At 59.0% G+C, this 23,776-nt stretch carries 26 protein-coding genes; 14 read left to right on the top strand and 12 right to left on the bottom strand.

What is annotated here, in order from left to right; all coding sequences use genetic code 11:
• The first annotated feature begins 201 nt into the window (after positions 1–201).
• The 5 genes from M5G18_RS18480 (at position 202) to M5G18_RS18460 (ending at position 5,951) form a co-directional block, all read left to right on the top strand.
• A complete protein-coding gene (locus M5G18_RS18480) occupies positions 202–1,068 on the top strand; it encodes a carboxylate/amino acid/amine transporter (RefSeq protein WP_273896584.1) in 867 nt (288 codons plus the stop codon).
• A gap of 98 nt (positions 1,069–1,166) precedes the next feature.
• Complete coding sequence (locus M5G18_RS18475) at positions 1,167–3,749, top strand: S-type pyocin domain-containing protein (protein WP_273896585.1); 2,583 nt, start codon at positions 1,167–1,169, stop codon at positions 3,747–3,749.
• Positions 3,746–4,021, top strand: coding sequence for a bacteriocin immunity protein (locus tag M5G18_RS18470; protein ID WP_273896586.1), 276 nt, complete (start codon positions 3,746–3,748; stop codon positions 4,019–4,021). The genes M5G18_RS18475 and M5G18_RS18470 overlap by 4 nt, the downstream gene beginning before the upstream one ends.
• Positions 4,018–4,293 (top strand): bacteriocin immunity protein, encoded by a 276-nt coding sequence (locus tag M5G18_RS18465; protein WP_273896587.1) that lies wholly within the window; start codon positions 4,018–4,020, stop codon positions 4,291–4,293. The genes M5G18_RS18470 and M5G18_RS18465 overlap by 4 nt, the downstream gene beginning before the upstream one ends.
• 83 nt (positions 4,294–4,376) lie before the next feature.
• Positions 4,377–5,951 (top strand): bacteriocin immunity protein, encoded by a 1,575-nt coding sequence (locus M5G18_RS18460; RefSeq protein ID WP_273896588.1) that lies wholly within the window; start codon positions 4,377–4,379, stop codon positions 5,949–5,951.
• On the opposite strand, the gene M5G18_RS18455 is transcribed toward M5G18_RS18460, so the two are convergent.
• Positions 5,911–6,801 (bottom strand): LysR family transcriptional regulator, encoded by an 891-nt coding sequence (locus tag M5G18_RS18455; RefSeq protein ID WP_273896589.1) that lies wholly within the window; start codon positions 6,799–6,801, stop codon positions 5,911–5,913. The genes M5G18_RS18460 and M5G18_RS18455 overlap by 41 nt on opposite strands.
• Positions 6,802–6,970: 169 nt before the next feature.
• On the opposite strand from M5G18_RS18455, the gene M5G18_RS18450 reads away from it, so the two are divergent.
• Both M5G18_RS18450 and M5G18_RS18445 read left to right on the top strand, forming a co-directional pair.
• The gene (locus M5G18_RS18450) at positions 6,971–7,615 is read left to right on the top strand and encodes a hydrolase (protein ID WP_273896590.1); all 645 of its coding nucleotides are present in this window, start codon (positions 6,971–6,973) and stop codon (positions 7,613–7,615) included.
• Positions 7,616–7,811: 196 nt separating this feature from the next.
• Positions 7,812–9,290 (top strand): S41 family peptidase, encoded by a 1,479-nt coding sequence (locus M5G18_RS18445; RefSeq protein WP_273896591.1) that lies wholly within the window; start codon positions 7,812–7,814, stop codon positions 9,288–9,290.
• 64 nt (positions 9,291–9,354) lie between these two features.
• On the opposite strand, the gene M5G18_RS18440 is transcribed toward M5G18_RS18445, so the two are convergent.
• Positions 9,355–10,656, bottom strand: a complete 1,302-nt coding sequence (locus tag M5G18_RS18440; protein ID WP_273896592.1) for a mechanosensitive ion channel family protein — start codon at positions 10,654–10,656, stop codon at positions 9,355–9,357.
• Between the two features lie 191 nt (positions 10,657–10,847).
• Between M5G18_RS18440 and M5G18_RS18435 the strand changes: the two genes are divergently transcribed.
• Positions 10,848–12,188: a DEAD/DEAH box helicase gene (locus tag M5G18_RS18435; RefSeq protein WP_273896593.1), complete on the top strand. Its 1,341-nt coding sequence runs from the start codon at positions 10,848–10,850 to the stop codon at positions 12,186–12,188.
• Between the two features lie 65 nt (positions 12,189–12,253).
• Here M5G18_RS18435 and M5G18_RS18430 read toward each other — a convergent pair whose 3' ends face one another.
• From M5G18_RS18430 to M5G18_RS18415, 4 genes are all read right to left on the bottom strand, one after another.
• The gene (locus tag M5G18_RS18430; RefSeq protein WP_273896594.1) at positions 12,254–12,853 is read right to left on the bottom strand and encodes a hypothetical protein; all 600 of its coding nucleotides are present in this window, start codon (positions 12,851–12,853) and stop codon (positions 12,254–12,256) included.
• Between the two features lie 12 nt (positions 12,854–12,865).
• Positions 12,866–13,450 (bottom strand): papain-like cysteine protease family protein, encoded by a 585-nt coding sequence (locus M5G18_RS18425; RefSeq protein WP_273896595.1) that lies wholly within the window; start codon positions 13,448–13,450, stop codon positions 12,866–12,868.
• Positions 13,451–13,699: 249 nt separating this feature from the next.
• Positions 13,700–13,975, bottom strand: coding sequence for a hypothetical protein (locus M5G18_RS18420; protein ID WP_007956561.1), 276 nt, complete (start codon positions 13,973–13,975; stop codon positions 13,700–13,702).
• A gap of 80 nt (positions 13,976–14,055) precedes the next feature.
• Positions 14,056–14,790 carry a DUF899 domain-containing protein gene (locus M5G18_RS18415; RefSeq protein ID WP_273896596.1) on the bottom strand — a complete coding sequence of 245 codons (735 nt, stop codon included), beginning with the start codon at positions 14,788–14,790 and terminating at the stop codon, positions 14,056–14,058.
• A 177-nt stretch (positions 14,791–14,967) separates the two neighbouring features.
• Between M5G18_RS18415 and M5G18_RS18410 the strand changes: the two genes are divergently transcribed.
• The gene (locus M5G18_RS18410; protein ID WP_127797239.1) at positions 14,968–15,360 is read left to right on the top strand and encodes a transcriptional regulator; all 393 of its coding nucleotides are present in this window, start codon (positions 14,968–14,970) and stop codon (positions 15,358–15,360) included.
• A gap of 62 nt (positions 15,361–15,422) precedes the next feature.
• Here the strand turns inward: M5G18_RS18410 and M5G18_RS18405 are convergent, their stop codons facing one another.
• From M5G18_RS18405 to M5G18_RS18395, 3 genes are all read right to left on the bottom strand, one after another.
• Complete coding sequence (locus M5G18_RS18405) at positions 15,423–16,292, bottom strand: DUF6279 family lipoprotein (protein WP_273896597.1); 870 nt, start codon at positions 16,290–16,292, stop codon at positions 15,423–15,425.
• Positions 16,293–16,369: 77 nt separating this feature from the next.
• Positions 16,370–17,086, bottom strand: coding sequence for a TorF family putative porin (locus M5G18_RS18400; RefSeq protein ID WP_273896598.1), 717 nt, complete (start codon positions 17,084–17,086; stop codon positions 16,370–16,372).
• Between the two features lie 216 nt (positions 17,087–17,302).
• Positions 17,303–17,491, bottom strand: a complete 189-nt coding sequence (locus tag M5G18_RS18395; RefSeq protein WP_016985943.1) for a hypothetical protein — start codon at positions 17,489–17,491, stop codon at positions 17,303–17,305.
• 351 nt (positions 17,492–17,842) lie between these two features.
• Between M5G18_RS18395 and M5G18_RS18390 the strand changes: the two genes are divergently transcribed.
• The 3 genes from M5G18_RS18390 (at position 17,843) to M5G18_RS18380 (ending at position 20,210) form a co-directional block, all read left to right on the top strand.
• Positions 17,843–18,679: a CvfB family protein gene (locus tag M5G18_RS18390; protein WP_273896599.1), complete on the top strand. Its 837-nt coding sequence runs from the start codon at positions 17,843–17,845 to the stop codon at positions 18,677–18,679.
• A 45-nt stretch (positions 18,680–18,724) separates the two neighbouring features.
• Positions 18,725–19,114 (top strand): DUF2177 family protein, encoded by a 390-nt coding sequence (locus tag M5G18_RS18385; RefSeq protein WP_273896600.1) that lies wholly within the window; start codon positions 18,725–18,727, stop codon positions 19,112–19,114.
• Between the two features lie 163 nt (positions 19,115–19,277).
• A complete protein-coding gene (locus M5G18_RS18380; RefSeq protein WP_273896601.1) occupies positions 19,278–20,210 on the top strand; it encodes a DMT family transporter in 933 nt (310 codons plus the stop codon).
• Here the strand turns inward: M5G18_RS18380 and M5G18_RS18375 are convergent.
• Positions 20,155–21,336 carry an MFS transporter gene (locus M5G18_RS18375; RefSeq protein WP_273896602.1) on the bottom strand — a complete coding sequence of 394 codons (1,182 nt, stop codon included), beginning with the start codon at positions 21,334–21,336 and terminating at the stop codon, positions 20,155–20,157. The genes M5G18_RS18380 and M5G18_RS18375 overlap by 56 nt on opposite strands.
• Positions 21,337–21,440: 104 nt before the next feature.
• Between M5G18_RS18375 and ptrR the strand changes: the two genes are divergently transcribed.
• Both ptrR and M5G18_RS18365 read left to right on the top strand, forming a co-directional pair.
• Positions 21,441–22,334 (top strand): putrescine utilization regulator PtrR, encoded by an 894-nt coding sequence (gene ptrR / locus M5G18_RS18370; protein ID WP_007956575.1) that lies wholly within the window; start codon positions 21,441–21,443, stop codon positions 22,332–22,334.
• Between the two features lie 142 nt (positions 22,335–22,476).
• Positions 22,477–22,605: a PA1414 family protein gene (locus tag M5G18_RS18365; RefSeq protein ID WP_003184145.1), complete on the top strand. Its 129-nt coding sequence runs from the start codon at positions 22,477–22,479 to the stop codon at positions 22,603–22,605.
• A 94-nt stretch (positions 22,606–22,699) separates the two neighbouring features.
• Here M5G18_RS18365 and M5G18_RS18360 read toward each other — a convergent pair whose 3' ends face one another.
• A complete protein-coding gene (locus M5G18_RS18360) occupies positions 22,700–22,948 on the bottom strand; it encodes a hypothetical protein (protein ID WP_007956577.1) in 249 nt (82 codons plus the stop codon).
• A gap of 44 nt (positions 22,949–22,992) precedes the next feature.
• Positions 22,993–23,718 carry an MBL fold metallo-hydrolase gene (locus M5G18_RS18355; RefSeq protein WP_273896603.1) on the bottom strand — a complete coding sequence of 242 codons (726 nt, stop codon included), beginning with the start codon at positions 23,716–23,718 and terminating at the stop codon, positions 22,993–22,995.
• Between the last annotated feature and the right edge of the window lie 58 nt (positions 23,719–23,776).

Below are 23,776 nucleotides of genomic sequence, written 5' to 3'. Positions count from 1 at the left end.
CCAGATAATCGCCGATTGTTCTAGTGACCTGGCGCAACCCCTTCAAGGCTCTACGCGCATCGAACCTCCCTTTGCACTTGTTGCTCCTGAGTGCTGTAGCCCGATTGAACGCTTTAGCGAGATCGGGCTTTTTTTTGCCCGGGATTTAGCGATGGCCGGCAAAAACCGCTATCGTCGCCGCCATTCGAAATCGAGGCGAGCATGGGCTATCTACTTTTTGTCACGCTGATCCAGGCGTTTTCCTTCAGTCTGATCGGCGAATACCTGGCCGGTCATGTCGACAGCTACTTCGCGGTGCTGGTGCGGGTGGTGCTGGCCGGGCTGGTGTTCATCCCGCTGACCCGCTGGCGCTCGGTGGAGCCGACGTTCATGCGCGGCATGCTGTTGATCGGCGCGTTGCAGTTCGGCGTGACCTACGTCTGCCTGTATCTGAGCTTCCGCGTGCTGACGGTGCCGGAAGTGTTGCTGTTCACCATCCTCACGCCGTTGCATGTGACGCTGATCGAAGACGCGCTCAACCGACGCTTCAACCCGTGGGCGCTGATCGCGGCACTGGTGGCGGTCGCAGGCGCGGCGGTGATTCGCTACGACCGGATCAACCCGGACTTCTTCATGGGCTTTTTGCTGCTGCAACTGGCCAACTTCACCTACGCCGCCGGGCAGGTGCTGTACAAACATCTGGTGGCGAAACACCCGAGCGATCTGCCGCACTACCGGCGCTTCGGCTTCTTCTACTTCGGCGCACTGGCGGTGGCGTTGCCGGCGTTCCTGCTGTTCGGAAAATCCAACTTCCTGCCCGAAGCACCGCTGCAATGGGGCGTGCTGGTGTTCCTTGGCCTGGTCTCGACCGCACTCGGTCTGTACTGGTGGAACAAGGGCGCGTGCCTGGTCAACGGCGGCACCCTGGCGGTGATGAACAACCTGCACGTGCCGGTGGGACTGCTGCTGAACCTGCTGATCTGGAATCAGCACGAAGAGCTCGGGCGGTTGTTCCTCGGTGGCAGCGTGATTCTGGCGGCGGTATGGATCAGCCGGTTGGGGATTCGCAGGCCGCAGACCATTGGCTGAAACGTCAATCAACCCCTGATTTCCATCGCGATAACTATGTACCGCACCTGACTACCGCTTGATCGACACGCTGTGCCCTACAGACAAGGAGTGACTGTATGGCACAGAACAATTTCAACGATGGAACGTCGGGAAGCGTCGTCATCCGAGCCGGGCCGCCCGCTTCGGGTGGCGGCTCGGGTGGTGGTTTTGGTGGCGGTGGCGGGGTTTCGGGCGGCTTCGGCAAGGTCAGCAAGAGCAAACAAAAGGCTCGGGCGCGGGCCAAGGCGGCGCACCGGCAAAAACAACAGCAAGAGCAAGCCCAAGCGGCGGCTCAGGCACAGGAAGCTGCAAACCAGGCACAGGCCGCCGCCGCACAGGCTCAGGAACAGGCCCGCCAACTGGCGCACAGGCAGTTTGTGGCGGGGCTGGTTCAGCGATATGACGCCATCAGGGCCGAGGTCGATCGTCGTTTTGCCGAAAAGGCCGAGCAGTTCGCACCTGCACTGGAGCAGGAAATTCGGGCGGCGAGCACCTTATCCGACCCCAATCACAGCGAGCGCTGGCAGCTCTACCAGATCAGCAAGCAGAAAAGCGAAATCGACGGGCTGATCGCCCGCAAATCTGCAGACCTCAATGCGAACACGGCGCTGGCTTCATCCTTCGATGGCCATGATCCGCTGAGGCGCACCTCCCAAGATTATGTGGCGCGACTCGGCCAGTTCGGCGAAGCGCACGACGATGGGCATCGGATCTGGGAGAGCGCTTACACCGCCGCCCATGAAGCGCGATTACTCACCTCGCAAATCCAGGCTCTGCGGGGAAAATCCGCAGCAGTGGCCAGGCATCATGCCGAGCAGACAGTGGTCTGGCGTGCAAGGGAAGCGGTTTGGGAGGCTCAGCGCCAATACGCTGCGCAGCGCGAGGCACGGATTCGATTCAAGCAACAGGCCGATGAAGATGCGCGGGTCAGTCGAACCCGGCAGGCCAATACGCTGACTGTTCCGATGTCGTCGATGACGCACGGCGCGATGGTGTTGACGCGTACCGGGGCACTCGTCGCCCAACAAGCGGGTGCACTCATCGAGGCAGGTGTACGGCAAGCGGTCAAACACCTTCCCCTCGCCATGCTGGTTCCCCATCCGTCCACGGTGTTGATCGGCGGGTTGGTGTATTCGCCAACGCTGGGCGATGGAGAGCTGACGCCGGAGCAGCGACGACGATTGTTTCAGTCTGTCGCCGTGCCTGCCCAGGCGCTGGGACTTTCCGATGACCAGGCGCTGCTCTCAATCGCCGATTCCGGCGGCTCGGTGGACATGCCTTATCGGCTCAAGCCTGAGGCCGTTGCGCAAGGCACCGCCGTCATTGCCGTCACCACCGGCAATGAGATCAGCGCCAGTGTGCGGGTCATCAACGCGGTACTTGATCCGCTGACGGGCAACTACACCGCAGAAGTCCCCGGTTCACCACCCCGACATCTGCAGTTCACGCCCGATGCGAGCATCACCAAAGAGGTTCCGAGCCAGGGCCGGATAGCGCTGCTGCCACCGGTTGTTCAGGATTTGCCGAAGGGCGTCGACCTGCGCATTCAGGACTGCATCATCTGCGTGCCGGGCTCGGCGCCGATGTACCTGTCCTTCAACCTGCCACCGTTGGGCGCGGGCGTCGTCACCGGCAAGGGTCAACCCGCCAAGGCTGACTGGTGGAACACGGCTAGCCGGAGCGTCGGGGCGGCGATTCCGAGTCAGATCGGCGACCAGTTGCGTGGACGCGAAATTCAGTCTTTCGGCGCATTTGGCGACGCGCTGTGGCGGACATTGGGTGAGCAATCTGCACTCACCAGCCAGTTCGACGAGGTCAACAAAAAACGCGTCGAGCAAGGCTTCGCCCCCTATGCGCCGAAAAGCACCTGGGTGGGCGAACGCCGCGAGTTCGAACTGCGCTTTCAGGACGATGCATCAGTCGGCGAGAACCCGTTCAATCTCGACCGGGTCAGCATCGTCGCGCCGCAAAGTACTCACGGACGACGTGGCGTTCTACCCGCCGTCCAGCCATGGCCGATTCCCCCGGTGGGGATTGGAACCTGGACCCCTCTGGTGCCACCAGGCAGCGAACACCTCGGACCGACCACCACACCGATTTCCCCCTCGACACCCACGGCTTATCCCGGCAACCCGCTCATCCCGATCCTACCGGCAAACGAGACGTTTCCGGCTGTTGATGAAGGGCAGGCGGGTGCGAGTATTCCGGGGTTCCCGGGGGATATGGAGCTGCCTTCACCGGATGTTCTGTTTCTGGATCGAAGGGATGATCCGGGGGGTGCGACGGGAAGGGGGAGCTCTGCGTCTGATGTGTGGCTAGATTTTTCACAACGCGACGCTGCCCCCATCCCAATACATATCGCCAATCAATTGAGAGGACAAGAGTTCAGTAGTTTTCATGGCTTTCGACGCGCATTCTGGAGGTCTGTCGCTGCTGATTTTGAATTAAGTAAACAGTTCACTCCAATTGACGTGCAATTGATGAGAAAAGGCAAAGCGCCTTTCGCATTAGCCGGTGATAGAAATGGAGGTCGAGTGAAGCTAGAAATTCATCACGTCGAAGAAGTTGCTAAAGGAGGGGCAGTTTACGATATGGATAATTTAGTAGTGATGCCGCCAAGGCAGCATATTGATCTGCATAAAAGAGGGGATGTGTTGTGATTCTTAAAGACAGCCTTGAAGACTACACCGAGGTGGAGTTTTTAGAGTTTTTACGCGCTCTTTATGAAGAAAGAGATGATATGTCTGCTGACAATTACGACGCCTTCATACTCAAGGGAGTAGAGCATTTCGAGCGGGTGACGCAGCATCCTGATCGCTCGGATGTGATTTTTTACCCGAAAGAGGGGCAGGAGAGTTCGCCTGAAGGTGTTCTGCGTGTCGTGAAAGAGTGGATCGCGCTCAGCGGTAAACGGGGATTTAAGTCGAAATGATTTTTAAAGAGAAGTTCGAGCACTACACCGAAGCTGAGTTTTTATCTTTTCTACAAGGATTCGTGCACTTTCCCAGTGAGTTAGAGGGGGCGGCGTTAGAGGTCCATCTGGACAGACTAGTCGATCATTTCGAGCTAATCACCGAACACCCCGACCGCTCGGACGTCATCTTCTACCCCAAGGAGGGACGTGAAGACAGCCCCGAAGGCATCCTGAAAGAAGTGAAAGAGTGGCGCGCACTCAATAACAAACCGGGTTTTAAACCTGAGTAACTTTGAAGCAAGTGACCAAGGATGGAGGGCATTCACTTGAGTGCCCTCTGGCGTCGTGCGGACAAACAAGGAAGTTAAAAACCATGAAACTCAAATCAACCCTCGGCGATTACACCGAACCGGAGTTCCAGGCGCTGGTCGAGCGGATCTGGGCCGTCGATGTGCCCAAAGCGGATCACGACCGATTGATCAATCATTTCGACCAGATAGCGGGTCATCCCCAAGGTGCCGACCTGCTGTTTTATCCGTCACGGGATGAGTTCAACAACGTTTATCAGACCGACACGGTGGTGTATTTCGTCAAGGACTGGCACCTGCAACAGGGCCGCGCCGCGTTCAAGGGACAAGCGATGCCTGCTGCCAACCTGTCTCACGCCCGCTCGAATGCCCCGTTCGATTGGACACAGATCACACAGCAGCGCATCGCGCAAAACCTTGCGGACATCAAGACGTTTTCTACTGATATATCCATCGCGGAACAACAAGTACAAACAGCCCTTGCGGTGCTGGAGCAACGCATCAAGCATTTGCTTGAACAACAAGGTTCTCAATCTGGCGTAGATGAAAGTGCAGCGTCTATCCGAGCGCTGGAGGCGGCCGAATTCGGTGCGAGGTCTGCCGTTCGCCGCTTTGTTACCCTGCAACTACGCATCAGGTTTGCAAGGGATGGCGCCCGCAGTGATGTGGTGCACGCTCAAACCCTGCATGCGCAATGGCAAGGTATCGCCCAGCAACTCTCGACGATCTACGACAGTTCCATCGCGAAGGTGAACCTCTTCAATCAGCGTCTTGCAAACGTGCAGAGCGAATCATTGCTGGCAACGGCTCACAATCGACTTGTCGATTTGCGTCGTCACACGGGTGGTGCCCCTGCGCGACTCTATGCGCCGCTTGCTTTTGTCGACGCGCGCCCGGCGATCCTTGTCGAGGATGCACTTTCGCCGTCATTGGAAAACCATCGTGTCGATCTGCAAAAAGCCATTCGTTCGGCGGTGGCTGAGTTCACCTGGCAAGTCACCTCGGGCGACGCAGTCCATCAAGGTCAATATGCCGCGATACTGGAGTTCGACTTTTTCAGCCGTGCCGAATCGGGGCTCTATGGGATTTGTCTTCCAGTGTCCGAATTTATTCCGGTTGAAGGCGTGGATTGGCAATACCTGTCTGCGACTCGGGCAGAGAAAGACTTGCCATTTCGAATGAGCAGCGGAACCTGTTCGGTGCCAACAGGAAGACTGTCGCGAAGTCTGCGAGAAATCAAAACGCTGCAGCAGGCGCTCATTACACCGACAAATGGCTCCGCGATATCGCCGGGTGTCAGGGTGCGATCTGTTGCCTGGAATGAGCACTCACAGACTTACGATTTCACCGCAGATGGTGTTTCAGCGGTTTCGGTGAGCTGGAGTACTCCCACCCCTTTGGACACCACAATGTCGTTTGCTCCTGATGTTGAAAACCAGTTGGAATTCGTTCAATCCAGCGCCGTGCCTTCGCTCGAAAACTTCGAGGATCTCTCAACGGTTAGCTTCGACGACTATGTCGTGGTTTTTCCCGAGGGATCCGGGCTCGCACCGCTGTACTTGATGTTCAGGGATCCGCGTGATGCAGCCGGGCAGTCGCTCATACCTGAGGCGCCAGTTGCCCCACCAGAAACTCGATAAACGCCCGGGTCTTCTGCGGCACGCGCCGCGCTGACGAATAGACCGCGTTGATGGTGATCGCCGGGGCTTGCCATTCGCACAGCACCGGCACCAGTCGCCCGGCCGCCAATGCCTCTTCGACGATGAAGTCCGGCAGCAGCGCAATGCCCATGCCGGCCTCGGCCGCTTGCGCCAGCAAGTCGCCGTTGTTGGCGTGCAGCGGGCCAGTGACGTTGACCCGCTGCGTCTCCTTGCCGTTGCACAGTTGCAGGCTGACCCCGCTCTGTAGATAGCCGTAGTTCAAGCATTGATGTGAGCGCAGATCCTGCGGGGTCTGCGGCGTGCCCGCGCGTTCGAGGTAAGCGGGGGAGGCGACCATGATGCGCGGCGCTGGCGCCAGTTGTCGGGCGATCATGGTCGAGTCGGGCAGGCTGGCGATGCGGATGGTCACGTCGAACCCGCCGCGCACCGGATCGACCTGCTGGTCGCTGAGTACCAGTTGCAGCTCGATGTTCGGGTGCTGCTCGTGGAACAGCGGAATCAACTTGCCCAAGCGCCGCAAGCCGAATGACATCGGCGCGTTGACCCGCAACACCCCGCGCAATTCGCCCACCCCGTCCCGCGCTCGCTGCTCGGCCTCGTCCAGTGCCGCAATCACTTCCCGAGCTGCTTCGAAATACTCGGCACCGGCCTCGGTCAGGTGCAGGCTGCGGGTGGTGCGTTGCAGCAGTTGCACACCGATGGCTTCTTCCAGCGCCTGAATCTGTTTGCTGACTTTCGAGCGGGGCACGTCCATGGCCCGGGCGGCGGCTGCGAAGCCGTTCTCGCCGACCGTCACCACGAAGGCGCGCATGCATTCGATGCGATCCATGATTGTCCCTTTTTTAGAATCAATGATTCTCGATTTTAGGGAATTGTCCCTTTATCGGCTAGCCCCTAAAGTGACATCCAAGCCGAGACAACAACGCCGAAGACGGCCAGCCACTCGACTCACCCATTACCCAATCGAAACGCTGAATCGACATCAAAAGGAACGCGCCATGTCTATCCGTGAACTGCTGAACCCAACCAACTCCGCCCTGATCCTGATCGACCACCAGCCGCAAATGGCTTTCGGCGTGCAGTCGATCGACCGTCAGACCCTGAAGAACAACACCGTCGGCCTGGCCAAGGCTGCCAAGATCTTCAACGTGCCGACCATCTACACCTCGGTGGAAACCGAAAGCTTCAGCGGCTACATCTGGCCGGAACTGCTGGCGGTACACCCGGAGCAGAAGCCGATCGAACGCACTTCGATGAACTCCTGGGAAGACAAGGCGCTGGTTGACGCCGTGAAGGCCACCGGGCGCAAGAAACTGATCATCGCCGCGCTGTGGACCGAGGTCTGCCTGACCTTCCCGGCCCTGGAAGCCCTGGCCGAAGGCTACGAGGTGTACATCGTCACCGACGCATCCGGCGGCACCACCAAAGAAGCCCACGACATGTCGATACAGCGGATGATTCAGGCGGGCGCAGTACCGGTGACCTGGCAGCAAGTGCTGCTCGAATACCAGCGTGACTGGGCGCACAAAGACACGTATCAGGCAGTGATGGACCTGGTGCTGGAACACAGCGGCGCTTACGGCATGGGCGTCGATTACGCCTACACCATGGTGCACAAGGCACCGCAGCGGCAGGCCAAGTAGCCCGACATTTCGAAACTGAAGACAGCAGACCCTGTGGGAGCCACTCCCACAGGGTCTGCTGTCGTCTGAGGATTCGTAGTCTGAAGTAAAAGCCGCTATCGTCGCCGCCAGTCGAAATCGAGGCGACCAGGGCTATCTACTTGTTTGAACAACTTGCACGTGCCGGTGGGATTGCTGGAACTGAAGGATTATTTGTGTGAAATCTGCGCGCTGCAAAGTGATTTTGGCTGCGTCCCTTTTGGGTTGTCTGCCGGGTATCAGTGTTGTCGGTTCCGTATTGGCCGAGGATTCTCGCCAGACCGGGTTTGTAGACCTGGCTGTCAAAGATCTGGCTGCGGCTCATCAACTGATAGTCAGCTCTCATCCGGGGGCCATAGACAAAGAGAATAAAGACTTCACTGACTGGGTCGAACGGGGCTATCTGGAAGCAAGGCAACTGTCTCTGTTGGTCGGTTCCAGGAGAGATGCCCAGGCTGTTCTGGGTTTCTATATTTCAGGCTTCAAGGATGGCCATGTAGGTACTTACCAATCCGAAAAGGACAGGTCTTCGTGGGTCGGTTTCATTCTGGATAAGAGAGGGGAGGATTTTGTTGTCAGTCGTGTTGCGAAGGACTGGCCGGTACCCTTGCCGCCAATCGGTTCCAGCGTCATTTCATGTGACGGTAAAACAGTTCGCGAGATAGTGAGCAATGAGATATCACCCTACATAGATCGCCGACTGGATTTGCAATCCACCTGGAATCACCTTGCGAAGCATTTGACTGTTGATGATGCGGACTATCCCGTGCTGGCCCGAAAACGGGCGGGCAAGTGCCAGGTTGTTCTGTCGAATGGAGTGACGCAAAACTACGATCTGTTGTGGCAGGAGGGTGGCGAGCAATTAACGGGTTTTCTGCATCAACCTCAACCACCTCAGACAGTCCTGAATCTCGGCCACGGAAGGTATTGGGTTCATGCGTCGAATTTCGCACCTTCGGCATCCGAAAATGCGTCCCTCGAGAAGATGCTCGATGTTCTCGAAAGTATCGATGATGCGAGTCTGGTTGTACTCGATACACGCGGCAATCGTGGTGGTAACAGCCTGGTCGGAGCGAGAATTCTGTCTGCGTTGTTGGGTGAAAAGTTTGTAGAAAGTCTGGATCGGTCCTCTCGCTCGTATGCCATGTGGCGAGTGTCTCCTCTTGCGCTTTCAACGCTTGATAACGCTATGACCAGTACTGAACGTAATTACGGAAAAGGCAGCGATGCGTATACCTTTGTTTCAGTCTTGCGCGAGTCAATGAACGCTGCACTGAAGGAGAAGACCGACTGGTTGCGACAGCCCGATACATCTTCGCTCGATCAAGATCACTCGAAAGACCTGAAGCAGAAAGTTTTCAAGGGTCAACTCGTGCTGGTGACCGATTCGTTCTGTGCGAGTGCCTGTCTGGATTTTGCAGACGCCGTTCTGGCCGTTCCAGGAGCGATCCAGTTCGGGTTACCGACGAGTGCTGACACCGTATATATCGATATTGGCGCTCAGGTATTACCGAGCGGGGCCCGGTTCTGGTTGCCATTGAAAGTCTGGAGGGGCCGGGTGCGGGGAAACAATCAGAGTTATGAACCGCGGTATGTTTTCGATGGTGACATAAATGACACGCCCGCTGTTCAAAAGTGGGTGCTTGGTCACTTTTGAACAGGCCTGCTCCAAACCTCCGGTCACTCGAAGCATTTTGCCGAGCGTTACCTGTGGTGTTGTGTCACTGCAGGACGTGTTTCCCGGCGTCGGGGATGTGGCTCGCGCCAAGGACTGCCGGCAATATCCCGGAACGCAAATCCCCACCACTCGGCTGCTGATACAGACTCAACCCGAACTCCGGCAGCACCGCCAGCAGGTAATCGAAAATATCCCCCTGGATCCGCTCGTAATCGGCCCACACCGTGGTGGTGGTAAAGCAGTAGATTTCCAGCGGAATGCCCTGAGCCGTGGTCTGCATCTGGCGGACCATACAGGTCATGTTCGGCTGGATTTCCGGATGGCTCTTCAAGTAAGCCAAGGCGTAAGCGCGGAAGGTGCCGATGTTGGTCATGCGCCGGCGGTTGGCCGACATCGCCGCGACATTGCCCTGCGCTTCGTTCCAGGCCTTGAGCTCGGCTTTCTTGCGGCCCATGTAGGCGGTCAGCAGGTGCACCTGGGAGAGTTTCTCTTCTTCATCGTCGCGGATGAAGCGCACACCGCTGGCGTCGATGAACAGGCTGCGCTTGATCCGCCGTCCGCCGGACTGCTGCATGCCGCGCCAGTTTCTGAACGACTCGGACATCAGGCGCCAGGTAGGGATCGAGACGATGGTCTTGTCGAAATTCTGTACCTTGACCGTGTGCAGGGTGATGTCGACCACGTCGCCATCGGCGCCGACCTGCGGCATTTCGATCCAGTCGCCGACCCGCAGCATGTCGTTGCTGGTCAGTTGCACGCTGGCGACGAACGACAGCAGGGTGTCCTTGTAGACCAACAGGATCACCGCCGACATCGCACCCAGACCGGACAGCAGCAACAGCGGCGATCGGTCGATCAGGGTGGCGACGATGATGATCGCGCCGAACACGTACAGAACCATTTTCGCCAGTTGCACGTAACCCTTGATCGAGCGGGTGCGGGCGTGTTCGGTGCGGGCGTAGATGTCCAGCAGCGCGTTGAGCAGGGCGCTGACCGACAGCAGCAGGAACAGAATGGTGAACGCCAGCGCCACGTTGCCGAGGAACACCGTGGCGGTCTTGCTCAGCTCCGGCACCAGGTGCAGGCCGAACTGGATCACCAGCGACGGCGTCATCTGCGCCAGACGCTGAAACACCTTGTTATGCCGAAAGTCATTGATCCAGTGCAGCGCCGGTTGGCGACCGAGCATGCGGCTGGCATGCAGGATCAGGTAACGCGCCACTCGTCCGAGGACCAGCGCGATCACCAGCAGCAGGACCAAAGCCAGGCCGGCGTGCAGGAGCGGGTGCTGTTCGAGGGCACCCCAGAGGTCTTGGGCGTTGAGCCAGAGCTGTTTGAAATCCATGAGAGAGACGATTCTTCTGTAAGACGCGACGGGCGATTAGAGCATTTAAGACGCTGTGTATTACCGTTGGAGACAAATCGAGCAACAAAAAAGCCACTGATTACGGCGGATTTCACAAAGAAACTCGGCCTGAGCGCTCGAAACCGGTAACCTATGCAGCTGATTTTTTGCATATCTTCGAGGTAGCACCCGTGTTTTCCCAATTCGCCCTGCACGAACGCCTGCTCAAAGCCGTGGCCGAGCTGAAATTTGTCGAGCCAACGCCTGTGCAAGCCGCGGCCATTCCGCTGGCGCTTCAGGGGCGTGACCTGCGGGTGACGGCGCAAACCGGTAGCGGCAAGACCGCCGCTTTCGTCCTGCCGATCCTCAACCGCCTGATCGGCCCGGCCAAGATCCGCGTCAGCATCAAGACCCTGATCCTGCTGCCGACCCGCGAGCTGGCCCAGCAGACCCTGAAGGAAGTCGAGCGCTTTTCGCAGTTCACTTTCATCAAGTCCGGCCTGATCACCGGCGGTGAAGACTTCAAGGTTCAGGCCGCCATGCTGCGCAAAGTGCCGGACATCCTGATCGGCACCCCGGGCCGGATGATCGAGCAACTGAACGCCGGCAACCTCGACCTGAAAGAAGTCGAAGTGCTGGTGCTCGACGAAGCCGACCGCATGCTCGACATGGGTTTCGCCGAAGACGTGCAGCGTCTGGTCGACGAATGCCCGAACCGTCAGCAGACCATGCTGTTCTCCGCCACCACCGGCGGTTCCGGCCTGCGCGAGATGATCGCCAAGGTGCTGAACAACCCTGAGCACCTGCAGCTCAACGCGGTCAGCCAGCTGAATTCGACCACCCGTCAGCAGATCATCACCGCCGACCACAACCAGCACAAAGAACAGATCGTGAACTGGCTGCTGGCCAACGAGACCTATCAGAAGGCCATCGTCTTCACCAACACCCGGGCCATGGCCGACCGCATCTACGGTCGCCTCGTCGCTCAGGAATACAAGGCATTCGTGCTGCACGGCGAGAAAGACCAGAAGGATCGCAAACTGGCGATCGACCGTCTGAAGCAGGGTGGCGTGAAGATCCTGGTAGCTACCGACGTAGCGGCCCGTGGTCTGGACGTTGATGGCCTGGATCTGGTGATCAACTTCGACATGCCTCGCAGCGGCGACGAATACGTACACCGCATCGGTCGTACCGGCCGTGCCGGCAACGACGGTCTGGCGATCTCGCTGATCTGCCACGGCGACTGGAACCTGATGTCGAGCATCGAGCGTTATCTGAAGCAGAGCTTCGAGCGCCGCACGATCAAGGAAGTCAAAGGCACCTACGGCGGACCGAAAAAGGTCAAGGCCTCGGGCAAGGCCGTCGGCGTGAAGAAGAAAAAGACCGACGCCAAGGGCGACAAGAAGAAAACCGGCGCCAAGACCCCGACCAAACGCAAGAGCGCCAACCGTCCGAAACCAGACTCTCTGGTGAGCAGCGACGGCATGGCTCCGCTCAAGCGCCGCAAGCCGGAAGCGCCGGCGGCTGAGTAAGTCGTTTCAGGCAGGCAAAGAAAAACCCGGACATGGTCCGGGTTTTTTTTTATTGCCAGTGTTTATCAACTGCCCAGCAGGCCAGTGGTGTCGGCGTCAAAACGCCGCTTGGCCTGATCGGCTGCCGGTTTGAGCTGTGCGAGCAGGGCGGCCTCGCTGTACAGCCCGGTCAGCGCCAGCTCTTTTGGCGTTGGCTCGATCGGGATCAGCACGTCTTCGCCCGCCGCGTGCAGCCAGATCGCCACAAGGTGCAGCGCCGACACAAACAGCATCCGCAGCTCAACGGTTTTGCCCTTCAGTTGCGGCGATTGCTCCGCCAGTTTCAGCGCATCGACCGTGGCGGCCGCCAGGTTGCCGTGGTTCAACGAGGCAAACTCGACGTGACCGCGTACTTCGGCCAATTGCGCGTCGGCAATCGACACACCGCCGGAGAACACCAGGTAATGCCAGTCGCCCACTCGGGCATTCTTCAGGCCTTTGCCCTGGCTCAGGTCGTCCAGACTGAGTGAGTAACCGCGATAGGCCTCGCTGAGGCTGATCCCGGCGGGCGCAGCACTGGCGAACTGGCGATTCACGCCGAAACCCTGGGTTTGCAACGCGGCCTGCAGGGCCGGGCGCAAGGTCTGTACGCCGTTGGAAGGCGCCTTTGGATAAATCAGTTGCATGATGTCGCCCTCCTAGTTTTTTGCCGTGAAGTAAGTGTGGGTCCAGTTGCCGCCGCCATTGTAGGAACCGGGGAAGGAACTCAGCGCGCGGGTCGAATAGCCGTAGATTGAATCCGCGACCAGCACGTAATTGCCGTTGGTGCCGTAGATCGCCAGAAAGTGCGCACCGCCGCCGTACCAGGCGCAACGCAGGCCGATCGGGCGGCTCATGTTGATCTGGTTCTGGATGGCCGACATCTGTAGCGAGCCCGAATTCATGCCGTTGAAACTGCGGGTGATCTTCAGCGCAACGTCCAGATAGCCGTAGACGTTGCACGGCCCCGGTTGATTGCAGCAGTTGCGGTCCAGCGCGGCGCTGGCAACGGCGCATTGGGTCCAGGACCCGGTGCCGTAATAATTGCCGACCGAGGCGGAAGCGGCGGCCCAGCACCAGTTGGTCTGGGTCTGTTGCTGCATCGTGAAGTTCAGGCTGGCGGCCGCCAGGGCACTTTGTTGTACAGCCGCCTCGACCTCGACCAATTGCGGGTCGAGCAGATGGCCGATCAGACATTCGGGCAGGGGGTTGCCGGTGAATGCCGTGGTTTCAGTGGTTAACATTTTTCAATCCTCCATGAATGAAAACAAACGTTCCGCGTTTGCGGGATAACGGTATTGCCGAGCGATCGGTGTTCAAGGGTTGCCATCTCCGATGGCCGGTTCCGATCAGGCTCGGGGTAACCCTAGGTGTGAATATGCATTTGTGCAAATAAAATAATGCACCAATGCAAATTTCCGGACAAAAGGAAGCAGGCTTTGGTATCGATCCAGCCTGATCGATGCCAAAGCCTGCCGTTGTCTGAGCGAGTGTTATCCCTCGGTTTTCTTCTCGGCCGAACCCAGCTCTTTCAAGCGCTGATCGATCAACTGGCATTTGTCCGGCAGATCGGCGGAGGCGGTGCCCAGGTCCATTTTCTGCAACTCGGCGTTGATCTCCTTGGCCTTGGTCGGGTTTTGCTCGGTGAGCTTCGCGACTTCCTTGGCCAGTTGCTCGCGTTTGGCGGTGGCTTCTTCCGGCGTACAGGCCCAGACGGGCAGGGCGCAGGCGAGCGTGGCGGCGAGGGTGAGCTTGAGCAGGGTTTTCATGGGGGCAGGCCTCAGTTCCGGTTAAGGCGGGTTAACCGGTTGAGGGCTTTCAACCGTGAAAAGTTCAGTGTGTTTGGGGCTCAGTCTCCATGGCAGCAACTGGATTTTGCGGCGCCGTCGTAGCGGTCATGGTGCCGCACCCATTCCATGATCTCGTCCTCGTTCCGGCCCTTGGGCGTGAGGTCGAGGTAGTTGTAGGCGCCGACCAGCAGGTCGAGGCCGCGGGCATAGGTTGAGTAGGTGTGGAAAATGTCGCCGTTGTCGGCGCGATAAAACACGCTGAGCCCTGGCATTTCTTCCTCGGCACTGTCGGTCTTTTCGTAGTTGTACGTAGCCTTGCCTGCCTCTACATCGTCAGCGCGGGCACACACGCCAAAGTCGTAGTTGAAATCGCAGCCGTCCGACGATACCCAGTCGAACGTCCAGCCCATCCGCCGCTTGAAGGCCTGGAATTCGGCGAACGGTGCGTGGGACACCGCCACCAGCGCAATGTCGTGATGGGCCAGGTGCAGGTTGGCGCCGTCGATGTGGTCGCTCAGGAATGAACAGCCCGGGCAGCCTTCCTCCCAGCCCTTGGCGAACATGAAGTGGTAAACAACGAGCTGGCTGTGGCTGCCGAACAGGTCGGCAAGTTTCAATTCGCCGTTCGGCCCCATGAAGCGGTAATCCTTGTCGACCTTTACCCAGGGCAGGGCGCGGCGTTTGGCGCTGAGGCGGTCGCGTTCCTTGGTGAAGACTTTTTCATCGGCCAGATGCTGCTTGCGGGCGTCGAGCCATTCTTCGCGCGACACCACCGGATGATTCTCAACGTTCATGATGATTTCTCCTGCGGGGGTTGAAACCGTCTGTCTCAGACTAGTCGTTCAACAAGCCGGGAAATCGACAGACCGCCGGTCGGTCGGGGCGCCGAATAATCCTGAACGGTGGCGCAACGCTCCGGTCACAACCTGTGAACGCGCCAAAAAATCACGCGCACCGGAGGTTGAATCAGGATGACGACTTATAACTGGGATTTGATTGAGCGCCTGCTGCATGAAGTGCAGAACGGCGCGGGACAAAGCTTTGCGCCACGGTCTGTTGCTGAAGTTTATGCGGCGGAGAAAGCGGCGGCGGGCGAGCCGATCGAGAATCTGGATCACCTGAAAACGCTCGCTTGCGACTATGAGCAATTGCTGCTGTTGCGCGGTTACATCCAGCCCCGTGGTGAAGACGAGGGCAGCACCGGCAACAACTTCAGCCTGACCCCGCGCGGTTCCAGCCTGTTGAGCCTGATCGACAGCAGCATTCCCGGCAATGATCATCCGCGCGAAGTGCTGGATGATCAGGAAGATGCGCTGGATGAACTGACGTTCGATGAGGTGGCCTCCAAGGCCCAGATCGCCTGAGGCTTTGCACAAAAAAATGTGGGAGCGAACGTGCTCGCTCCCACATGGGTTTTATAGTGATCTCAGCTTTTTTGTGCAGCCTTCAGGCACTTCAAATCATTGAAGTCCTTGCGCACCCCCTCGATCTTTTTCAACAGGCGCTGGCGCTGCTGCGGCGTGCTGTCGGCCATCAGATCGACGAACAGCGAACGGGCCTGCGCCTCGGTATTGGCGTAGGCCTTTTGGTAATCCGCTGTCCATAACCGCTCGCGATTGACCAGAAGCGTCTCGATCCGTTGTGGGAATTCGGGACTTTTGCGTTGCGCCACCGCCGCGCTGAACTGCTTCTGCCAGTGGGCGCGGTTGGCGATCCATTGGGTGTTCTGATCGCCCAGGGCAGTCGACCAGGCCATCACCCGCTGTTCCTGCTTGGCGCTCAACGGGCCGAGCCAGTCGTTGAGACGCTTGTCCATACGCGCACCGCGTTCGGCAATCTGCTGTGACAGCGGCGGCTTGAGGTATTCCTGCTGGCGCTTTTGCAGGTCTTTGGCAAAGGCGTCGTTCATTTCGGCGACCTGTTTGTCATCCAGCCCTTGCAGCAATTCAATCGCCGACGGGGTGATTTCCCGAGCGGTTTCGGCGATCGCCTGCTTGGCTTCTGCGGTGCGGGCCTGGAGCGCGGCGTCAGTGACCTGATTGGTCTCGACCATGGTTTGCAGGCGATCGAGCCAGTCGAGATAACCCGGCAACTGCGTGGTGCAGTGCCAGCTCAGGTGTTCCTTGAGGCGCTCGTTGAACCAGCCTTTCTGCTCGCCGTTCATGTCCAGGTAGTCGCTGAGCGTCCACGGAATGATCACGTCGAGATTGCGATAGGCCAGGCCGACACGGCTGCAGGCGCCGATGGCGAGGGTCAGGATCAGTAGAACGGCGAGGCGTTTGAACCAGCTAGACATGGGCGAGTCCTTGCGAAAGCCAGCCTTGAGGGTCTGATTCTTATGTGAACGCAGGATGGACCCGGCAGTTCAGCCAATCAATAGAACGCGCGTTCGGCCTTGAGCGTGACCAGCCCGTCGCACTGACTGTTATGCCCGGAATAGGCTGAGCAATCGCTGCCGCTGAGGCTCGAATTGCTGTAGATCAGGTCGAGGTCGATGCCCATGAACGGCCGGGAAAATTTCACCGACCAATCGGTAAAACTGCTGACATAACCCCCGTCCACCGAGACCGGCGTGTTGAGCTGATGGGTGGTGTATTTCATGCTGATCCCGATGCCGAACGGCTGATTGCCACCCAGGTCGGCAAACAGGGTGTTGTTCTGTTTATCCGGATCGTTGCTCAGGGCGATGCCGATCCGGCTGCCCAGCAGGGTCAGGCCACCGAACAGTTCCTGGCTGTCGAGGGTATCGACCTTGGGATAGCTGTAATGGATCATCCCGACTTCGTAGCCGAGGGTCTGATCGAAAGGTTGTTTAAAGCCGACGTAGGAATCGATTTCGAGATTCTTCCCCGGCGTGAGGCCCATGCTCGGTGCGTATTGGCCGACATAGAGGCCGCTGTCGTGGCTCAGGTCCAGGCCGCCGTGGAACGAGCCGACCGCCGAAGGTTTGACCAGCCCCTGGGCCATGCTGCGGCTAGGCGTGGTGCCGAGCTTGAGGTCGAAATCGCCGAGTTCACGCTGGAAAATCTGCGCGTGCGCCGCCGGGCTCGCCAGCAGGCCTACAAGCAATAAACAGGACAATTTGAGCATGCGTCACTCCTTGAGCAGCGAGCGCAGGTGCGACAAACCTGCTGAAACGCTTGATCCAGACGCGTGCAAGGATACCGGCGAATGATCGGCATTGAGGGCCGTTCGTCGATTTCTGCTGTTTTGAATGTTTGATTAAACGTAAGAGAGGTCTTGCGAGGGATCCGGTCCAGACGCTTCGAAGCTCAAAGCGCCTTTGGACAGGTGTGCTGCGGGGTGTTACTTCTTGCCCAGGCTGATCTGCTTGGACGGGCCGAACGTCTGGCCGCTGACGCCCTTGGCAATTTGCTGGATCTCGCCGCCGGACTTGAGGAATGCCGCGATCTGATCGTTGATCGATTCGCTGGTTTCAACGGCTGGAGCTGGCTTTGCTTTGCTGGTGGATGCTTTTACACGCATGGCGGCCATTAACCTGTAGAAAAGTAACTCGGCCAGGCATCGTACAGGAATAACTTGACAATTGCTTGGTAAATATCCCCCGGAATAACCCAGCGTGCAGGTGGATTATTCTCGATTAATTATTCGAAATATCCCGCTAACCTGCTGTTTTAAATAACAACATTTATTGGATTTGAGGATGGAGGGCTGCGTCGGGATCAGACGAAAGCCGTCACGCTGGCCTGACGAGTGGCGCGCGTTCGGCGCGAAATCCAGGAAAATCAAGGCCTCCCACAGCTTTTTACTTGGCCGTCCGATCTGGCGACCGACGAACCCGGCAAAACCGGGTAGAATGCCGCCCACGCAATGAGGGTATTGGAAATGGCTTTAGTCGGGCGTTACAACAGTTTGCAAGTGGTTAAACACACTAACTTCGGTTTATATCTGGACGGCGGTGCCGACGGCGAAATTCTTTTGCCCAACCGTTATATCCCTAAAGATATTCCCAGCGAAGATGAAGACTGGCTCAATGTTTTCATTTATCTGGACAGCGATGACAAACTTATTGCCACCACTGAAAAACCAAAAGTTCAGGTCGGTGAATTTGCCAGTTTGAAAGTTGTTGAAGTCAACAGCATCGGCGTGTTCCTCGATTGGGGCCTGCCGAAGGACCTGCTGCTGCCTTACTCCGAAGAAAAACGCCAGATGACCGCCGGCGAGTACTGCGTGGTGCACGTCTACCTCGACAAACACACCCGCCGCATCACCGCGACCGCGCGCCTGGATCGTTATCTGGACAAGACCCCGGCCAACTACAGCGTGGGCCAGGAAGTTGATCTGCTGGTGGCCGAATCCACCGACATGGGTTTCAAGGCCGTCATCAACAACAAGCACTGGGGTCTGATCCACAAGAATGAAATCTTCAAGTTCATGCGTTCCGGCATGCGCGAGAAAGGCTTCATCAAGGAAGTGCGCGCCGACGGCAAAATCAGCCTGAGCCTGCAACCGGTAGGGCAGGAAGCAGCCAGCAGCCTGAACTCGAAGATCCTTGCCAGGTTGCGCGAAAACGATGGCACCCTGGCCGTCAGCGACAAGAGCGATCCGGCGCTGATCAGCAGCCTGTTCGGTGTCAGCAAGGGCAACTTCAAGAAGGCCATCGGTTCGTTGTACAAGGAAGGCAAGATCGTCATTCATGCTGATCGCATTGAACTAACCTGAGTCTCGCGTGGCCCATGTTGCATGGGCTCACTCGAGGTCGGGCAGATGAAAAAAGCACTGATTGCCTACGTCGCCACGTTGCTGACGTTTCTTCTGCTCGACGGGCTCTGGCTCGGTGTGTTGATGGCACCGACCTATCGCGAACTGCTCGGTTCGTTGATGCTCGAAAATCCGTTGCTGGTGCCAGCAGCGGTTTTTTATTGCCTGTACGTTTTCGGCTGTGTGGTGTTTGTGGTCTTGCCGTCGCTGACCTGGCAACGAGCCGCCCGCATGGGCGCGCTGCTCGGGCTGGTGGCTTATGGCACTTATGACCTGACCAATTGGGCGACGCTGCGTGGCTGGTCGGCGCAGGTGTCGCTGATGGATTGGGCCTGGGGCACATTTGCCACGGCGCTGGCCTGTACGGTCGGGTTTTGGGCCGCTCGCCGAAGTTGAGGGTGTGCATGACGCAGCAGAGCAACTCCATGTCTTTGCCGGGCGGCAATTTCTGTCCGACTGGTTGATAATCCCTGCCATCCTTTTTCGGCCCGGACAAAGAGCCGGGGCTTTGTTTGACCATTGGAAAAACTGCCATGTTGTGTGTGTTCGAGGTGTTGCGGTGAGCGTCAGTCGGCGTACTGCCGACGGTTTTGCCCTGCAAGTGATGGTCGGCCTGTGCCTGATCTGGGGCGTGCAGCAGGTGATGATCAAGTGGGCGGCGACCGACATTGCGCCGGTGATGCAGGCGGCGGGGCGGTCGGGGATTTCCGCGCTGCTGGTCGGACTGCTGATCTGCTGGAAGGGCGGCTGGGATCAGGTTGGCGCTACCTGGCGCGGCGGTTTGCTGGCCGGCGCCTTGTTCGGTCTGGAATTCCTGTTCATCTCCGAAGGCTTGCAGTTGACCACGGCGGCGCACATGTCGGTGTTTCTCTACACTGCGCCGATCTTCACCGCGCTGGGCGTGCATTTCCTGTTGCCGAGCGAGCGTCTGCGGCCGGTGCAATGGCTGGGGATTTTCCTCGCGTTCGTCGGCATTGCCGTGGCGTTTGCCGGCGGCGTGTCCTGGGACAACCTCGACCGCCGGATATTGATGGGCGATGCCCTCGGCGTGCTGGCCGGCGCCAGTTGGGGCGCGACCACCGTGGTGGTGCGCGCCTCGCGCCTGTCGGAAGCGCCGGTGACCCTGACCCTGTTCTATCAACTGATCGTCGGCTTCGTTGGACTGCTGTTGATCGCGCTGCTCAGCGGCCAGATCACCCACGTCAGCCTGACCGTCGTTGCCGTGGGCAGCGTACTGTTCCAAGGGCTGGTGGTGTCGTTCTTCAGTTACCTGACCTGGTTCTGGCTGCTGCGCCGTTATCTGGCGGCCAACCTCGCCGTGTTTTCCTTCATGACGCCGTTGTTCGGCGTGACCTTTGGCGTGGTGCTGCTCGGCGAAGAACTGAGCCTGAACTTCATCATCGGTGCCGTGCTGGTGTTGCTCGGCATCACTTTCGTCAGCGCGGAACAGTGGGTGCGTCGGCGTTTGCGCAAAGCCCTCGGTCAGCCGTAACCGATTTGCACGCCAGACCGCCGGCAATCAGCAGGCCGCTGCCGGCGATCACCAGCGCCGGTTGCAGGCCGCCGCTGAAATGGCTGCTGACCGCCGCCAGCAACGGCCCGCTGAGTTGACCGACGGCGAAGCACGCGGTGAGCAGGCCGGCGTTGCGCTGGGTGGCGTGGGGCGCCAGTTCCCGGGAGCGTTGCATCACCAGTTGCATGCAGGCCAGGAACGGCGTGCCGCAGAGGATCACGCCCAATGCCAGGCCGAGGCCGCTGCCCAACAGGCAAGCGAACACTCCGGCAGCCTGCAGCCATAACGTCGCCATCAACCAGTGCCGGGTGGTGTCCGGATCGTGCCGACGCAAACTCACCAGCAACACGCCAATTGCGGCGCCGAGGCCGAAGCACGGCCAGAATAGATCGGCCTGCCATTGCCCGTGAAATTGCGCGTTGGCCATCTGCGACAGAAACGTGGCCGGGATGATGTAGCCCACGCCGTATAACGCATAAACAATCGCTAAACGCCCAATGCCTCGGTTCGAATGATTGACGGCAGCAGGCGCGACGGTTGCGCCGACGCCCGGTTGCGGCAGGATCCGCACGATCCCCAGCAACATCACCAGCGCCACGGCGGCATAGATCAGCCACAGAGTCGCGGAAGTCTGCTGCGCCAGATGTGAGAACAGCGCCAGCAGCCCCGTCAGAAAAATCCCCAGCCCCGGCCCGGCAAACGCCAGCGCCCCCAGCCGTGGCCGACCCGCCGCCGCAGCCAGTGGCTGACTCAGCGCAGTAATCATCACCAGCACCCAGGCGCTCGCCACACCGGTGCCGAAACGCAGCAACAGGTGCGACCAGAAACCATTGGCCCAGAACGACGCCAGCGTCAGCAATACACACAACCACAGGCCGCCGTGCAGGCGCCGCTGCACCTGATCCGGCCGGCGGGAAAACATCGCATCCACCGCGCCAAGCAGGTAACCGAGGTAGTTGGCCGCCGCAATCAGACCGGCGGCGGTCAGGTCGATCTGCCCTTCGCTGATCAAATGTGGAAGTTGTGGCGTGAGGGCGAAACGCCCGATGCCCATGGCCATCATCAGGGCAATGAAACTGGCGGATAAGCGAATCAGCGGTGACATGGTCTGAATTCCGTTGGAGGTTCAATGACCGTCAGGCTAGGACTGATTGACTTTCTTTAAAATTGAATAATAGTGAGTAACTTGTTCTGTTCAGGAGAAAGGTTGTGGAGTTCAGCCAATTGCGGATCTTCCAGGCCGTGGCGGAGGAGGGCTCGATCACCCGCGCCGCCGAACGTTTGCACCGCGTGCCTTCAAACCTGTCGACCCGGCTCAAACAGCTGGAGGAGCAACTGGGCGTCGAACTTTTCGTCCGCGAGCGTCAGCGTTTGCAGTTGTCGCCTGCGGGAAAAGTCCTGCTGGACTACACCGGCAAACTGTTCGCCCTGCGCGATCAGGCCAGTGCAGCGGTGATGGGCGGGCAACCGGCGGGGGATTTCGTGCTCGGCACGCTGTACAGCACGGCGGCGATCCATTTGCCGGCGCTGCTGGCGCGGTATCACAAGCAATATCCGGCGGTGAATCTTCAGGTGCAGTCCGGGCCCAGCGGTGAACTGCTCGAAGGCCTGCTCACCGGGCGCCTCGACGCCGCGCTGGTGGACGGCCCGCCGCAACTGGCCGGGATCGACGGGGTGCCGTTGTGCAACGAGCGGCTGGTGCTGATCAGCGAGGCCGATCACCCGCCGATACGCAGCGCCAGGGATGTCGAAGGTCGGGCGGTATTCACCTTCCGTCATGGCTGCGCCTATCGCGCGCGGCTGGAAGCGTGGTTCGCGCATTATCAGGCGGCGATGGGCCGGGCGATGGAGATCGAGTCCTATCAGGGCATGCTCGCCTGCGTGATTGCCGGCAGCGGTGTGGCGCTGATGTCGGAGTCGATGCTCGCCAGCCTGCCGGGCCGCGAAAGTGTCGCGGTGCATCCGCTGGCCGAGCCTTTTGCCAGTGCGACAACATGGCTCATGTGGCGGCGGGGCATGGTCGGTGCCAACCTCAATGCGTGGATCGAACAGCAGCAGGCGCTCTATCCCGTGGCTGGCGAAGACGTGCGGGAAACGGCTTGAACGAACGGTCAGGGATTTGGATCAATTCAGTAACAGATCATTGCGGATTTGGCCGAGCATTGCGTAGGACTTCGGACTATTATCAGTGCGAAGCGGCCTCAGAATTCCGGACGCTCAGCACCACCCTGAAGGGGGCATGACGATGAAAGAGAAAATTCAAAACTGGCTGCACGATTTGGGTGTTGCCCTCGGCTTGATCGAACCGCCTCTGCAACCGGTCCCGATTCGCACCGATGACGAACAGCGTCGGCGTCAGCCACGTCGGCGGTAATGCCCCGCTTTGAAGGATCAAAGGATTTAAACGACAAAAGATCGCACCCGGCCGTCGCTCCATTGGAGTGGCGGGCGGGGGCGGTCTTTTGTTTTCAGTGACGCCCGATTTCCATCAGAAACCGGCTCAGGTCATTCGCGGTTTTCGCGGTCTTGAGCATCCGGTCCTCTTCGGCGGTGAAGGCCGTCAGTCCGAATTCATCTTCCAGATGGAAGATCAGATCCTCGATATCCGCTTTTTCCAGCCCCAGTTGCGCGAGGCTGGTGTTGTCGTCGAATTCACGATTTTCCAGCAGGCGCAGGATGAACCGGTGCACGGCAGCACGCACGGCAGCTCTTCTCATGGCAGATCTTTATGGTTGTTGGTCTGACTGGAGTACAGCAGGCCTCAGGCGTGCCGGCGCAACCATTCGTCAATCATCCCGCGCAGATGCGCCCCGGAAAAACTGCCGAAGTGCCCGCCATGCACCGTGCGGATCTTCAACCCCTGCAAACGACGCAGGCTGGTGGCGTAGTCATCAAGGTTGGAATGGTAGGCGTCTTCGATCAACGGCCCGTCGTAGATGATGTCGCCGCTGAACAGGGTTTCGCTGGCCGCTTCGTAGAGGCTGATCCCCCCCGGTGAATGCCCCGGCGTGTGCAGCACCTGCAACGTGCGATTGCCCAGGTCCAGCACATCGCCATCCTCGACAAACCCGGTGGCCGGCGCTGCCTTGACCCGGTATTCGGCGTAGCACAACGGGCAGTCCGGGTGCGCTTCGAACATGTCGTCGCCGACGAAGGCCCGGCTCAGATCGTTCTCGCCATCCGGCGCTGCCAGAATGTCCGCCTCGGCGGGATGCACCAGCCGTTCGGCAAATTCGTGATGCCCGGCGATATGGTCGAAATGGCAATGACTGGCCACCGCCACCAGTGGCCGTTCGGTCAGCCACGGCAGTTGCTCGCGCAGGCTCACGAGCCCTGAACCGCTGTCGAGCAGCAGATCCTTGTCCCGCCCCTGAACGTGCCACAGGTTGCAGCGATAGAACGGGCGGATGAACGGCTCGTGAATCAGCCGAATGCCGTCGCTCAGGTGCTGCACTTCGAACCACTGATCGCGAGAAACAATCTTCATCAAGCATTTTCTCCAGACGAAAAAAAACGGGTGTGGCAACCGACGCCACACCCGTCGA

The organism is Pseudomonas aphyarum (genome assembly GCF_028657055.1).
Classification (GTDB): Bacteria; Pseudomonadota; Gammaproteobacteria; order Pseudomonadales; family Pseudomonadaceae; genus Aquipseudomonas; species Aquipseudomonas aphyarum.
Note: the sequence above shows the minus strand (reverse complement) of the source record. Positions and strands in the feature narration are given on the sequence as shown.